We start from the raw sequence: 12,906 nt of genomic DNA on the forward strand, positions 1-12,906 counted from the left end.
CAGGGGGGAGGGGCTGATGGTGGAATTCAACCCGCGAGACAAAAGCCGCACCAGTGCCGGAAAGACGCGGGCGATGGTGCGCAAACATACCGCGCCGCCCGGCGGCAGCGATGACGGCAGCCTTCGCTGGCAATGGTTGACGATCCAGCTGCTGGAATCGCCGGCTTTCACGACATTGAGCGCCAATGCCTGCCGCGCCTTCTTTCGCATCGTCATCGAGCACACCGCCCACGCAGCACTTGAGAACGGCAAGCTGGTCGTGACCCATCCCCAGTTCGTGGCCTACGGCGTCACCGGCGAATATGTCGCTGATGCTCTGGACGAGCTGGAATATAAGGGACTCGTAAAAGTTCGCCGCGGCCGGGCCGGCAGCGGGGTCGCGCATCCCAACCGGTTCACGCTGACATTTGTCGGTGATCATGAGGGTGCGCCAGCCACCGACGAGTGGAAGGGGTGCACGGCCGAAAACTGCCGGAGATGGTCCGAGACCGACCGCAAGCTTGCCGCCGATAAACGCGGCCGCGTCGGCCGGGAAGAAAAAAACCTCACTTCGGAATCCCGAAATACTGCCGCTTCGGGATCCCGAAATTCGCCGCGCTTCGTGAGGGGTGAGCCTCAGGAAATGTTGAAGCATTTCAATGCCGCAACCAATTTCGGGATTCCGCAGTGCTATATAGAGTTTGGTGGGAGTTGCCTAACGAAGGCATTTTGCCACGATCAGAAACTCCGTCTCCCGCCCGCCGATCTTGCCGGCCGAAACGGTGCGAAGCAGAAGACCGAAAGCCTCATAAAGCCAATAAAGCGGGGGAAATCGGTCCTTGAGCGCATGCACCTGGGTCGACACATACTCGCCGACGAAGACGATATCCATGCCGAGGTCCTTCAGTGTCCCGGCAATCTCCGAATGGGATGCCTCTGCGGCGTGCTCGACACGAAAGGGCGCATAGCCTGGCTTGCCGGCGTTTTTCTGCCTGAGGACGTAGCGATAGAACAGCACGTGGCTCCACCAGGGCGTCAGGTCGGTGAAGATCCCTTTGGCCGAGCTCAGGATCGGACCCTTCACGAACACCAGGCCACCGGGAGACAGGGTGTCATGGGCTCTGAGCAGGGCGGCGCGCGGGCTTTCCAGATGTTCGAGAACGTCCCAGAAGACACAGGCGTCGAAGCGACGATCCCCGTAGTCTATGGTTTGAGCATCGCCGAGGATTCGCTCGGCGGCGTCCCTGTTCTTCGCGAGCTGCTCCTTCGAGATGTCGAGGACAGTATATCGCGCGCCTTGCAACGGGATATGGGTGCGAGAGCCGCCGCCAACTTCAAGGATATCGGTTTTGAGTTTGCTGGAAAACGCTAATTGCGCATGCGACAGCGCGTCGTTTACCCACGGCGAAGCCATAATCTTCCTCACCCGGATAGATTAGTGTCTGCGACTATAAGTAAGCATTAATGTAATATTTAAGCAATATTTAAACTTTCGGACGGCCGGGCAAGCCCCGGCTTTTGCCTCGGGCGACATGCATTAGAGCAATTCCAGCAAAAGTGCGTAGAGATTTGCGTCCGGAATTGCGTCAAAACAAAGAGATAGAGCATTTTCGTGATTCGAAGAAAAACGGAGATGCTCTAGTTTCGCGCAACCTTGCTGATGTACCCGCAGGTCTGATGAACTCAGAGGCGCTTCGGCCGGAGGAATGCATGACGGTTGGAATTTTGCGGGCTCCGGCAGTCCTGGCGATGATCATGGCGCTGGCCGGCTGCATCGACCACGCCAATGATCCGGTGCTGCTGGCGATCGGCGTGCCGGTCAATCCGCCTGCTGTTGCCCACGGCATCTGCATGACCGACGGCAACGCCATGTATCGCGAGGCGAGGAACCAGTATCAGCTGCGCGCCCAGCTGACCGGCTATGCCGAGGCCGATGAGCTGGAGGCGGAAACGACGGCGCGCGCCGCTGCCCATCGGCAATATGTCGCCTGCCTCTCCGGCCAGGGCTACCGGACATTATACGCGAATTGAGAACAGAGAATTCACGTTTCCGCCCCAGCGCCGTTTGAGCCCTTCTGCCGATCGCGACTTTTCACGTTTTTTGGCGATTTGGTCACGCCGGATCGCTTGCAATCACAAGTTCCGGAAGTTGCATGGGAGCCCGGAACTCAGGCCTCGGGAAAGGCATTTTCTTCACATAAATCCACGAAGGAGGGTTTATCATGAAGATGTTCAGACTTGCCCCTTCCACCGCCGCACTCGGCGCTTTTCTCGCCCTTGCGTCCACTGCTCCAGCGCTGGCAGCCCCCGTCCAGACGGTTCAGCCGCCCGAATTTCTGGCGGTAAAAATGGAGCAATATAAACCACATGCCGGATCCTGGCATGGTTATCAGGGCTTCCGCACCGAGCGCCCCGGCACCCGCCGCCATTCCGATGGCTACTGGTACCCGCTTGCCGCATTCGGCGTCGAATCCGGTGTCACCGGTTCCATCGTCCGTCAGCCGGTGAACAGACCAGCAGCCCCGGAAATGTGCAACCCCACGTTCTCAGGATCGATCGGTTCCGGCAGTATGCCCTGCGATAACGGCTATTGAGCCGGCAAATGAAAAGGCGGCGATGAGCCGCCTTTTTCTCCTTCGGGGCATCCCGCTCACATGTCTGTGATCTCGGCTTTGGCACTGTAGTTTGTGACAGATCGCCTTCCTAACTCGGGGTCGTAAATTCCCTGAATCCTCCCAAGGAGACGATCATGACCACCACTTTCAAGACCGGCCTGATGGCCGCAGCCCTCGGTGCGACCCTCGGCCTGTCGGCCCTTTCAGCCGCTGCCGCTCCCCTCCAGTCGAGTGCCACCGAGCAGGGCGCAACCGCCCGACCGGTTGTCCAGCAGCAAACCAAGCTTGACCACGACAGGCGCACGACCGGTTCGATCGGCGAGCGTGCCGGGGACAGCATGGGTCCGACCCACTATATGATGAACCCGAAGAAGCCCCTCAACATGGATTGCAAGCTCGGCTTCAACCCGACGAGCAGCTCCAGCTGCAATTACTGAGGAGGTCTCGGCAGTCCCGTTCACGCCGATGCAGCCGGACCTGTGTTTTGCCCCTCACCCTAACCCTCTCCCTGTAATGACGGGGAGAGGGGACGTGCCCTGCGCAAAGTATGCGAGGAACGGAGAGGTCGCGGCACGCCCCCTTCGCCCCGCAGGCGGGGTCCGAAGGACCGGTCGAGACCCGTGGCTCGACCCCGGTCGGTGCCGGCAGGCGGATGAGAGGCGGCACGGAATGCACATTTCCCCCTCACAGTCGCCGCAGACGTTGCATCAAGTGCAAAAATGCAATAAGTACAGAATCACCTAATTTGTGAATGACGCTGATGCGATACGCCGCATCGAAGCGCGATTGACGCATCTGCCTTGGAATTGCCATGCTCGCCGCGATGGTCGCTTTTCATAATCAATCGAATTTCAGACAGGTGGGACAGTCATGACCGCAAAGGCTGCATGCTCCGATTTCCTGCATTTTTTCCGCTCCTGGATCAGCAATCCGCTGCGGGTCGCCGCAATCGCCCCGTCGGGCGATTCACTTGCCAGGATCATGACCAGCGAAATTGCCGCACTCGACGGGCCGATCATCGAGCTCGGCCCCGGAACCGGCGTCTTCACCCGGGCGCTGCTGGCGCGTGGCGTCAGCGAGGCGGATCTGACACTGATCGAATACGGTCCGGAGTTCATCACCGCGCTGCAGGCGCGGTTCCCGACAGCGCGCGTATTGCAGATGGATGCGGCCCAACTCGCCCATGCCGATATTTTCGAGGGCGAGCCGGTCGGCGCGGTTGTCAGCGGCCTGCCGCTTTTATCGATGTCGCCACGCAAGATCGCCTCGATCCTGGCCGGCGCCTTCGCCTATATGCGGCCGGGCGGCGCCGTCTATCAGTTTACCTATGGTCCGCGCTGCCCGGTGCCGCGGCCGATCCTCGACCGTCTCGGCCTGAAGGCGGTGCGCATCGGCGGCACGGTGCGCAACCTGCCGCCGGCCTCCGTCTATAGGATTTCCCGCCGCAAGCCGCTGGAATTGTCGCGCGAGCGCTTCAGCTATCGTGAGAGTGAAGTCGAACTCGACGATGTCGCCGCCTTTTCCAGCGAGACCGGCGGCTGAACGATGATGCCGGGCGTAAATGGCTGACAGCAAGCGGACGGCGGCGACGGAAGGCAGGCGGGAACGCAAGCGGCGGCAGACGCGCGACCGCATCGAGCACGCGGCGATGACCCTCTTTCTCGAGCGCGGTTTCGAGGTCACCACCATCGAGGACATCACCGAAGCGGCCGACGTCTCCAAGCGCAGTTTCTTCGATTATTTCCCCTCCAAGGAAGAGGTGGTTTTCGCCTGGCAGGATGGTTTCGCCGATCGGCTAATGGCGGAGATCGCCGCAAGGCCGGCAGAGGAGCCCTCGGTCGCGGCGGTCGAGGCGGCGATCACCGCAACCGTGATCGCCTCTGTCGACGAGCGTAGCCTGGCGCTTGGTGAACTCATCCATAGCACGCCGGCGCTGAACGCCCGCGACCAGCTGAAATATGCCAGGCTCGAACAGAAGCTCGCCGAGGCGCTGCTTTTGCGCAAGGGAAATGATCCGGGAGAGCGCTCGCGCATGCGCGTCCTTGCGGCTGTTGTGATCGGCGCGCTGCGCGTCGGCGGCGAACTCTGGCATGCGCGCCCGCCGGGTGCCTCGCTGCACGATTTCGCCCATGGGATCTTCGCCGAGCTCTGGAAGATCCTGGCGGAATTCGGCGACCAGGCGAAGAACAGGGTTTGACGGGTGTCGCTCAGTCCGCGCACGCTGCGGCATTTTCAGTTCCGTCCCTGTGCGTCCCCGCGGCGCCTTCCTATATGTGCAAGCGTTGTAGCAGCCAGATTCTCAATATCACCGTGATCGGCGGATCATCACCACGCGCCGATGGCCGGTGAACCCGGCGGCACCTCGCCGTTCCAGCGACTTTAACAATTTCATTGACCAGGAGAGGAAAGACCATGTCCAGTCTTAACGCAGCCAAGTCAGGCACCTTCAAGATCGGCGGCGAGATCGAGATCAACCGTCTCGGTTTCGGCGCCATGCGCGTCACCGGCAAGGGCATCTGGGGCGAGCCCGCCGATCATGCCGAATCCATCCGCACGCTGAAGCGCCTGCCTGATCTCGGCGTCAACTTCATCGACACCGCCGATTCTTACGGTCCCGATGTCTCCGAATGGCTGATCAAGGAAGCGCTGCATCCCTATGGCGGCAAGTCGATCGTCGCCACCAAAGGCGGCCTGACCCGCCAAGGCCCCGATATCTGGATGCCCGTCGGCCGCCCGGAATATCTGATCCAGCAGGTGCATAAGAGCCTGCGCAATCTCGGCCTCGAGCAAATCGATCTCTGGCAGCTTCACCGCATCGATGCGAAAGTGCCGGCCAAGGAGCAGTTCGATGCGATCAAGTCGCTGCTCGATGCCGGTCTGATCCGTCATGCGGGCTTGAGCGAAGTCTCCGTTGCCGACATCGAGGCGGCCTCGAAGCACTTCAAGGTCGCGACCGTCCAGAACCGCTACAATCTCGTCGACCGCACCAGCGAAGATGTGCTCGATTATTGCACCAAGCACAATATCGGCTTCATCCCCTGGTATCCGCTGGCGGCCGGCGACCTCGCCAAGCCAGGCTCGCTGCTCGATAGCATCGCCAAAAAGCACAATGCCGGGCCGAGCCAGATCGCGCTCGCCTGGGTGCTGAAACGCAGCCCGGTCATGCTGCCGATCCCCGGCACCTCGAAGGTGAAGCACCTCGAGGAAAACGTCGCGGCGGTGGATATTGTGCTCTCGGACGAGGAATTCTCGGCGCTCGACGGTGAGGGTCGGAAGGTTTTCAAGGCGGCGTGAGGGGTGGGTGTAACCCGCCGGCCGCCCCATGCGGTTGTCCGGTCGGGCCAGCCCTCATCCGCCTGCCGGCACCTTTGCCTGGGTCGAGCCACACGTCTCGACCCCGGCAAGGGTCAGGGTGAGGGGCCGTTATCTGCGCGAACGGTAATTTAAGGATTGATCATCCAGGCGAAATTCTCGGCACAATTTTGACCATCCGATCAAACATGCTGAAAAATGAGGCGGCGGTCTGTCATTTTAAGGGCAAGCATTGCACCCACTGCATTGCTGCATTGCGGTATTTTCGCTATTCCGAATCAAATGAATGGGCTATTACTATCTTCGTAAGCAGCGCACTCCTCCTCCCAGCGCTCTTACATCGGACTGACAACACTCCTCCTCCCAGTTGTCAGTCAGGATCAAGAGCCCGACGCACCTCCTCCCGCGTCGGGCTTTTTTCTTTTTCCGCTCAAGCTTCCAGCCCATCCGGTTTGACTCGGCAAGCCTCGTCAGCCTATTTGAACGGGCGTCGCCTGTCCGGTGCGCGCACCGGTTGGAGTTTGATCATGATCGGCAAATGGCGCGGCCCGCGGGCGGCTCTGACAGGTCTTCTGCTGGCGGCTTTCGCGCTCGCCGGCTGCGGCGGCAGGCCGATCGGCGTCATGCAGGCGGCCGGCACTGTGCCGCCGGGCACCTCGAAGGTCGATCTTCTCGTGGCGACGACGCGCGCTGCCGACGACAATCCGGCCGTGCTGTTCTCCGGCGAACGCGGTACGGGGCTGACCGTCAATGCCGTCGATATCTCGATCCCGCCGGAAGCCAATCGCAAGGTCGGCCAGGTGCAATGGCCAAAGCGGTTGCCGGCCGATCCGCTGCGCGACTTCGTCACCGTATCCGTCGATCCGCTGGAAGGCGAGCGGGCGGGCGAGACCTGGCTGAAGGGCCACATGCCTAGGAGTCGCCGCGTGCTGGTCTTCGTGCACGGCTTCAACAATCGGTATGAGGACGCCGTCTACCGCTTCGCGCAGATCGTCCATGATTCGCATGCCGACGTCGCGCCCGTCGTCTTCACCTGGCCGTCGCGCGCCAGCATCTTCGATTACAATTACGACAAGGAAAGCACCAACTATTCCCGCGACGCGCTGGAGGAGCTGCTCACCCGCACCGCCGCCAATCCCGCCGTCAGCGACGTCACCGTCATGGCCCATTCGATGGGTACCTGGCTGACCGTCGAGGCGCTCCGGCAGATGGCGATCCGCAACGGTCACGTCGCCTCGAAGATCAACAATGTCATCCTTGCCTCGCCGGATCTCGATGTCGACGTCTTCGGCCGCCAGTTCATGAGCCTCGGCAAGGACAAGCCGCATTTCACCATCTTTGTCTCCAGAGATGACCGGGCTCTGGCTTTGTCGCGGCGCATCTCCGGCAATGTCGATCGCCTCGGCCAGATCGATCCTTCCGTCGAACCCTATCGCAGCAAGCTCGAGGCGGCCGGTATCACCGTGCTCGATCTGACCAAGCTCAAGGGCGGCGACCGGCTGAACCACGGCAAATTCGCCGAAAGCCCGGAAGTTGTGAAGCTGATCGGCGACCGGCTGATTGCCGGCCAGACGATCACCGATTCCAATGTCGGCCTCGGCGAAGCCGTCGGCGCGGTGGCGATGGGGGCTGCCCAGACCGCCGGAAGTGCGGTCAGCGTCGCCGTCAGCACGCCGATCGCAATCTTCGATCCGCGCACCCGGCGCAATTACGATGCGCAGTTGAAGCGTCTCGGCCAATCGATGGACAATACCGTCGGCTCGGTCGGCGACAGCGTCGGCGCCGGCCTGCCGGAAAGCCAGTAAAAATTCCACCGAGCAATTCCAGCAAAAGTGCACGGCGGTTTTGCGTTTCGGAGTTGCGAGAAAACAAAGAGGTTCTCTAGGCATCACTGCCGATCTGATATATCAGAGGGGCGAACGGCAATTCGGTCTGCCGTGTGGGTGGGTTGACGGCATGGCGGATGAGACAAAAAAGAGGGTGGTGGTCGTCGGCGCGGGCGTGATCGGCGCCTCGATCGCCTTCGAATTGCAGCGGCGTGGCCTTGCGGTGACGCTGATCGACAAGGCCGAGCCGGGGCGCGGCACGTCTTACGGCAATATGGCGAGCATCGCGCTCGATTTCGTTGCCGGTTCCGGCCCCTCGACCTGGAAGAAAATGCCCGGCTGGCTGCTCGATCCCGAAGGCCCGGTCTGGCTGCGCCCGTCCTATGCGGCAAAGATGCTGCCCTGGTTCCTGCGTTTCCTTGCGGCTGGTCGCCCTTCGCGGCTTCGAGCGATCGAGGATGCCGGCATGAGCCTGTCGCGGCGGGCGCTTTCCGATTTCAGGCAGATGCTCGAGGCGATCGGTGCGCCCGAGCTGATGACCGAGGAAGGCTGCCTGGCGATCTACGAGACCGAGGCGGAATTTGCCGCCGACCGCGGCCATCTCGCCATGATGCAGCGCTACGGCCTCGAATTCGAGGTGCTGAGCAACGGCGCCATCCAATATTATGAGCCGGCCCTGTCGCCTTCGATCGCCAAAGCCGTGCTGCTCCCCGACAATAAGTCGATCCGCGATCCCTATCAGCTGGTGGTCAAACTGACTGAAGCGGCCAAAGCCGCAGGCGCGGCCTTCGTCTCCGGCGCTGTGAGGAACATCGAGCGCAAGGGCGATGGCACCGTGGTCGTTCTCCTTGAGGATGGCAGCCGCATCGAGGCCGGTTCCGTCGTGCTTGCCGCCGGTGTGCACACCCGTTTCCTTGCCGCCAAGCTCGGCGAGCCGATCCCGCTCGAAACCGAGCGCGGCTATCACACGCAGATCATGAAGCCCGGCATATCCATGCGTTATTCGATGATCTGGCCAGCGCGCGCCTTCATGGTGACGCCGACGGCGGGCGGCATCCGCGTCGGCGGCAATGTCGAACTCGCCGGTCTTGACGCCGCTCCCGATTTCCGCCGCCCGCGGGTGTTGGTGCGCCATGCCCAGCGCGCGCTGCCGGGTCTCAAAGTCGAGGAGGCGGCGGACTGGATGGGGCATCGCCCGGCGCTGCCCGATACGATCCCGATCATTTCGCCGTCGTCGAAGATGCCGGGGGTTTTTTATGCGACGGGCCATGGCCATCTCGGCCTGACCTATGCCGCAACGACAGCGCGGCTGATCGGCGATATGGTGGGCGGCACTAAGCCGCCGATCGACATGACCCCATTCCGCATAGATCGATACTGAACAGAACCGCATCGATGACGTCGCCCGCCACGTCTGAACCGGAGTTTTCGATATGAGATGGAAGCGCACGATCCAGCTGCTGGATGTCCATGCCGAGGGCGAAATCGGCCGCGTCGCAATCGGCGGCGTGCCGAAAATCCCGGGCGACACCATCGCAGCTCAGCTGCATTGGCTGAACACCGATCCGAAGGGCGATGAGCTTCGCCGCTTCCTATGCCTGGAGCCGCGCGGCGCGCCGATCGGCTCGGTCAACCTGTTGCTGCCGGCAAGACACCCGGAGGCCGATGCCGCCTTCATCATCCTGCAGCCCGACCAGGCGCATGCCAGCTCCGGCTCGAACTCGATCTGCGTCACCACGGCCCTGCTCGAATCCGGCATCGTCGAGATGCAGGAGCCGGAGACGATCGTGACGCTGGAAACCGCGGCCGGCCTCGTCAAGGCGACGGCAACCTGCCGCGACGGGCGCTGCGAAAAGGTGAGGCTCACCATGGTGCCGTCCTTCGTCCATCAGCTCGACGTCGAAATCGACACGCCGCATTGGGGGAAGATCAAGGCCGATCTCTGTTATGGCGGCATCTTCTATGCGCTGGTCGATGTCGGCCAGATCAATCTCAAGATCGAGAAGGCCAATGCCGCCGGTCTCGTCCAGGCGGGCATGATCCTGAAAGAGCTGATCAACCGCGACATCAAGGTCGTCCATCCCGAGATCCCGGCAATCTCAGGCGTCGCGTACGTGATGTTCCGCGATACCGAGGCCGACGGCACGGTGCGCACCTGCACCACCATGTGGCCGGGGCGTGCCGACCGCTCGCCCTGCGGCACCGGCAATTCCGCCAATCTCGCCGCGCTCCATGCCCGTGGCAAGGCCAAAGCCGGCGATGTCTTCACCTCGAAATCGATCATCGGCTCCGAATTCGAGGTCGGCCTGCAGGCGGTCACCGAGGTCGCCGGCCGCCCCGCGGTCATCCCGACCATCACCGGCCGCGGCTTCACCTTCGGCCTCACCCAGGTGGCGCTCGACCCCTTCGACCCACATCCCGGCGGCTTCGCGCTCACCGATGTCTGGGGACCGTCGGCCGGGGAGATTTGATCTTCAGGGGCATGGTTCCGCCGTTCGGATCCAACGCACCTCTTCCGGGCGGATCATGCCATTAACGGCGTTGCAAAATCCTGGTGGCGGCGTGATGCGGCGATCTCCGCGATCGGCGCCGGTCTGCCGAGCAGATATCCCTGGCCGATATCGCAACCGAGATCCTGAAGCCGCTGAAGCTGGCTTTCCTCTTCGATGCCTTCGGCCGTTATCGTCACGCCAAGTCCGGTACCGAGAGCGATAATGGCCTTGATCACCTTGTCCTGCTTGTCATTGGTCTCGAACGAGGCGACGAAACTCCTGTCGATCTTGATTTTGTCGAAGCGGTAGTTGGACAGCTGGGAGAGGCTGGAATAGCCCGTTCCGAAGTCGTCGAGCGCAATCCTGACCCCCGCATTCACCAGATCGTCGAGGACGATTCGCGCAGTGACGGCGTCCTGGATGATGGCGCTTTCCGTCACCTCAAGCTCGACCCTGTGCGCGGGAAGGCCGACATCGCCCAAGATTTTGAGAATCCGTAAGCCGAGCAACCGGTCGCTCAGTTGGATCGGAGAAAGGTTGAAGGACAGGACAAGCTCGCTTGGCCAGGAAAGCGCATCGGTGCAGGCGCGGCGAAGCAACTGGTCCGTCAGTTCGACAATCAGGCCGGCTTCCTCCGCCACCGGAATAAATTCGCTCGGCGGGATGAACGCGCCGGATGCCGTTTTCCAGCGCGCCAGCGCCTCGAAGCCGATAATCTTGTTCGTCTTCAGGTCCACCAGCGGCTGATAATAGGGAACGATCTCAGCCTTCCTGATCGCCGCGCGCAGATCCGCCTCTATTCGAATCCGTTTCGCCAGGTCGTCCTGCATCGAAAGCACGAAGGGCTTCACCAGATTGCGCCCCTGCTTTTTCGCCACATACATCGCACAGTCCGAATGCCGGATGACTTCACCGAGGTCGCCGCCGTCCTCCGGATAAAGGGCGAAGCCGACACTGGCGCCGAGGTCGACGGCGGCGCCGTTGAAGGTGAACGGTTTGCCGATCACGCTGACGATACGGTCCCCCAAGGCGGCAAGATCGGGATTTCCAACGCGCTGGGCCAGAACGACGAACTCGTCACCGCCAAGGCGGAAAACATGGTCGCGGGGAAAGAGGGCGGAGAGCCGCTGCGCAACCGTCTTCAGCACAGCATCGCCATGATCGTGCCCCAGCAGGTCATTGATCTTCTTGAAGCCGTCGAGATCGATGCTGAACACGGCAAAGGTTTCGTGTGCCCTTTGTTCGGCCATCGCCTGCGAGCATTTCGAATCCAGAAATCTCCGGTTGGGGAGCTCCGTCAGCGTGTCGTGGCAGGCAATCCAGTCCACGTTCTTTTCGGCCTGCAGCCTGCGATGAACCTCTCTCGAAAGATCCCGGATCCGCAGCGCGGAATAAAACAGCCCCAGAAAACCGGAGATGTTCAGCGCAAGGAGCGCGTGGTCCAGCGGATAGTCGTGATGCCGCTCGATGAACCTATCCAGCCCCTCATGCCAATGGAAGCACCAGGACAGACAGAAGAGAAGCAGGAAGATCAAGAGCCAGGCCAGGATCTCAATCTGGGGTCTGGTCGCTGGGATGCGCGGCATAGCAATAGGCTCCTGTTGGGTGGAGAGCCATCATGGCCAGTTCAGAACCGCATCGTCCCTGGCGGTGGTCGAAGACCGCCACAACTCATTCGGGCGGAACTAAGAGGCCGGCTTGCCGTGGTTGATTTAACGCGCACCACCGACATGTCGCAAAGATTTTTCTGAACGTCGAAGGTTAACGCTGAGTTGCCTGGCCGCAGGTGCGGGCGTTTTGATTCGCAGATCGGATAGATCTCCCGCGAATCGGACGAGGCTTGACCACGCCCAGCCATCACCGGCCGCGGCTTCGGCCTGACCGAGGCGGCGCTCGATCTTGCCGATCCGCATCCCAGCGGCTTCGCTTTGACTGATGTCTGGGGACGGCCGGCGACGATCACCCGTCCCAAGCGACATTCCCTTTGATTGAACGAGCCGATCGGCGGCGTAGGTGCGGGTCGTACACGTGAGGCAGATGGCGCATTTCGCCGCGGGTGATACGTCGAGAGACAAGGTAGGATGGATCTGCAGTGGGGCCAAAACCAAACGGCCTTGGTGATACAATGGTTGCCCTTCTCACGGTCAATCTAATAACCTCGAACCGTGTCCCGATGTTTTCACCGATAGGTACGCGACAGAACCATGCAAGTATCAAGTCCCCCAGAGGGCTACCCGCAGATAGGAACCGTTGCAAACCCTGCCGTGCTGTACGACGGGAATGACGCTTTCGTGTGCTATGAAACCTCTGGGCGCGAGGGAGGCGACAATGTCGTGCTCAAATTCGCTGAGGTCATCGATTTCCGAATAACGCCGATGACCATTCACGGCCTGAAAGAGTGCAGGTACGTGGTCAATCCTTGGGCTTTCAATGAAATTATTGGCGGTGAGGAGACGGCGAAATGGAAGGTCCTAAATCCGCGCCTTTGGCTTATATCTTTCAATGACGTCATGATCGAAGTTCTCTTCGAGACGGTTGCTCTCATAAGCCGCGACGCGGAAGGTGGCGCACAACATACAATGCTGATTGACGTTCTGCACAAAGCGAGACCGTAAGAGAAACGGACGGCCACATCTTACGCGCGAAAGGGGATCGGCACATGCCGGTCCGTTCCTTCAGAGG

Annotated in this window: 12 protein-coding genes and 1 pseudogene; 11 read left to right on the plus strand and 2 right to left on the minus strand. The window is 61.3% G+C overall.

Annotation, left to right across the window (positions count from 1 at the left end; genetic code table 11):
- Positions 1–16 precede the first annotated feature (16 nt).
- Positions 17–605 (plus strand): annotated as a pseudogene (locus RLEG4DRAFT_RS58750) (hypothetical protein).
- Positions 606–694: 89 nt separating this feature from the next.
- Here the strand turns inward: RLEG4DRAFT_RS58750 and RLEG4DRAFT_RS34905 are convergent.
- Entirely contained in the window at positions 695–1,393 is a 699-nt protein-coding gene (locus RLEG4DRAFT_RS34905; RefSeq protein WP_003583915.1) for a class I SAM-dependent methyltransferase, read from the minus strand.
- A gap of 296 nt (positions 1,394–1,689) precedes the next feature.
- Between RLEG4DRAFT_RS34905 and RLEG4DRAFT_RS34910 the strand changes: the two genes are divergently transcribed.
- The 9 genes from RLEG4DRAFT_RS34910 (at position 1,690) to RLEG4DRAFT_RS34950 (ending at position 10,203) form a co-directional block, all read left to right on the plus strand.
- On the plus strand, positions 1,690–2,010 hold the full coding sequence (locus tag RLEG4DRAFT_RS34910) for a hypothetical protein (protein WP_003583916.1): 321 nt from the start codon (positions 1,690–1,692) through the stop codon (positions 2,008–2,010).
- A 191-nt stretch (positions 2,011–2,201) separates the two neighbouring features.
- Entirely contained in the window at positions 2,202–2,573 is a 372-nt protein-coding gene (locus RLEG4DRAFT_RS34915; protein WP_003583917.1) for a hypothetical protein, read from the plus strand.
- A 155-nt stretch (positions 2,574–2,728) separates the two neighbouring features.
- Positions 2,729–3,031, plus strand: a complete 303-nt coding sequence (locus RLEG4DRAFT_RS34920; RefSeq protein WP_003583918.1) for a hypothetical protein — start codon at positions 2,729–2,731, stop codon at positions 3,029–3,031.
- A gap of 433 nt (positions 3,032–3,464) precedes the next feature.
- A complete protein-coding gene (locus RLEG4DRAFT_RS34925; RefSeq protein ID WP_003583919.1) occupies positions 3,465–4,136 on the plus strand; it encodes a class I SAM-dependent methyltransferase in 672 nt (223 codons plus the stop codon).
- Between the two features lie 19 nt (positions 4,137–4,155).
- Positions 4,156–4,791 carry a TetR family transcriptional regulator gene (locus tag RLEG4DRAFT_RS34930; protein ID WP_003583920.1) on the plus strand — a complete coding sequence of 212 codons (636 nt, stop codon included), beginning with the start codon at positions 4,156–4,158 and terminating at the stop codon, positions 4,789–4,791.
- A 215-nt stretch (positions 4,792–5,006) separates the two neighbouring features.
- Entirely contained in the window at positions 5,007–5,888 is an 882-nt protein-coding gene (locus RLEG4DRAFT_RS34935) for an aldo/keto reductase (RefSeq protein WP_003583921.1), read from the plus strand.
- 545 nt (positions 5,889–6,433) lie between these two features.
- Entirely contained in the window at positions 6,434–7,711 is a 1,278-nt protein-coding gene (locus RLEG4DRAFT_RS34940; protein WP_003583922.1) for an alpha/beta hydrolase, read from the plus strand.
- Positions 7,712–7,862: 151 nt separating this feature from the next.
- Positions 7,863–9,113, plus strand: coding sequence for an NAD(P)/FAD-dependent oxidoreductase (locus RLEG4DRAFT_RS34945; protein ID WP_003583923.1), 1,251 nt, complete (start codon positions 7,863–7,865; stop codon positions 9,111–9,113).
- A gap of 52 nt (positions 9,114–9,165) precedes the next feature.
- A complete protein-coding gene (locus tag RLEG4DRAFT_RS34950) occupies positions 9,166–10,203 on the plus strand; it encodes a proline racemase family protein (RefSeq protein ID WP_003583924.1) in 1,038 nt (345 codons plus the stop codon).
- A 53-nt stretch (positions 10,204–10,256) separates the two neighbouring features.
- On the opposite strand, the gene RLEG4DRAFT_RS34955 is transcribed toward RLEG4DRAFT_RS34950, so the two are convergent.
- Positions 10,257–11,810 (minus strand): putative bifunctional diguanylate cyclase/phosphodiesterase, encoded by a 1,554-nt coding sequence (locus tag RLEG4DRAFT_RS34955; RefSeq protein ID WP_003583925.1) that lies wholly within the window; start codon positions 11,808–11,810, stop codon positions 10,257–10,259.
- Positions 11,811–12,428: 618 nt separating this feature from the next.
- Between RLEG4DRAFT_RS34955 and RLEG4DRAFT_RS34960 the strand changes: the two genes are divergently transcribed.
- Entirely contained in the window at positions 12,429–12,839 is a 411-nt protein-coding gene (locus tag RLEG4DRAFT_RS34960; protein WP_003583926.1) for a hypothetical protein, read from the plus strand.
- Positions 12,840–12,906: the final 67 nt, after the last annotated feature.

The sequence above is a fragment of the Rhizobium leguminosarum bv. trifolii WSM2297 genome (assembly GCF_000271845.1).

Excerpts from the sequence above, each read along its gene's own strand:
- RLEG4DRAFT_RS34905 (WP_003583915.1), bottom strand. The coding sequence starts at position 1,393 with ATGGCTTCGCCGTGGGTAAACGACGCGCTGTCGCATGCGCAATTAGCG.
- RLEG4DRAFT_RS34910 (WP_003583916.1), top strand. The coding sequence starts at position 1,690 with ATGACGGTTGGAATTTTGCGGGCTCCGGCAGTCCTGGCGATGATCATG.
- RLEG4DRAFT_RS34915 (WP_003583917.1), top strand. The coding sequence starts at position 2,202 with ATGAAGATGTTCAGACTTGCCCCTTCCACCGCCGCACTCGGCGCTTTT.
- RLEG4DRAFT_RS34920 (WP_003583918.1), top strand. The coding sequence starts at position 2,729 with ATGACCACCACTTTCAAGACCGGCCTGATGGCCGCAGCCCTCGGTGCG.
- RLEG4DRAFT_RS34925 (WP_003583919.1), top strand. The coding sequence starts at position 3,465 with ATGACCGCAAAGGCTGCATGCTCCGATTTCCTGCATTTTTTCCGCTCC.
- RLEG4DRAFT_RS34930 (WP_003583920.1), top strand. The coding sequence starts at position 4,156 with ATGGCTGACAGCAAGCGGACGGCGGCGACGGAAGGCAGGCGGGAACGC.
- RLEG4DRAFT_RS34935 (WP_003583921.1), top strand. The coding sequence starts at position 5,007 with ATGTCCAGTCTTAACGCAGCCAAGTCAGGCACCTTCAAGATCGGCGGC.
- RLEG4DRAFT_RS34940 (WP_003583922.1), top strand. The coding sequence starts at position 6,434 with ATGATCGGCAAATGGCGCGGCCCGCGGGCGGCTCTGACAGGTCTTCTG.
- RLEG4DRAFT_RS34945 (WP_003583923.1), top strand. The coding sequence starts at position 7,863 with ATGGCGGATGAGACAAAAAAGAGGGTGGTGGTCGTCGGCGCGGGCGTG.
- RLEG4DRAFT_RS34950 (WP_003583924.1), top strand. The coding sequence starts at position 9,166 with ATGAGATGGAAGCGCACGATCCAGCTGCTGGATGTCCATGCCGAGGGC.
- RLEG4DRAFT_RS34955 (WP_003583925.1), bottom strand. The coding sequence starts at position 11,810 with ATGCCGCGCATCCCAGCGACCAGACCCCAGATTGAGATCCTGGCCTGG.
- RLEG4DRAFT_RS34960 (WP_003583926.1), top strand. The coding sequence starts at position 12,429 with ATGCAAGTATCAAGTCCCCCAGAGGGCTACCCGCAGATAGGAACCGTT.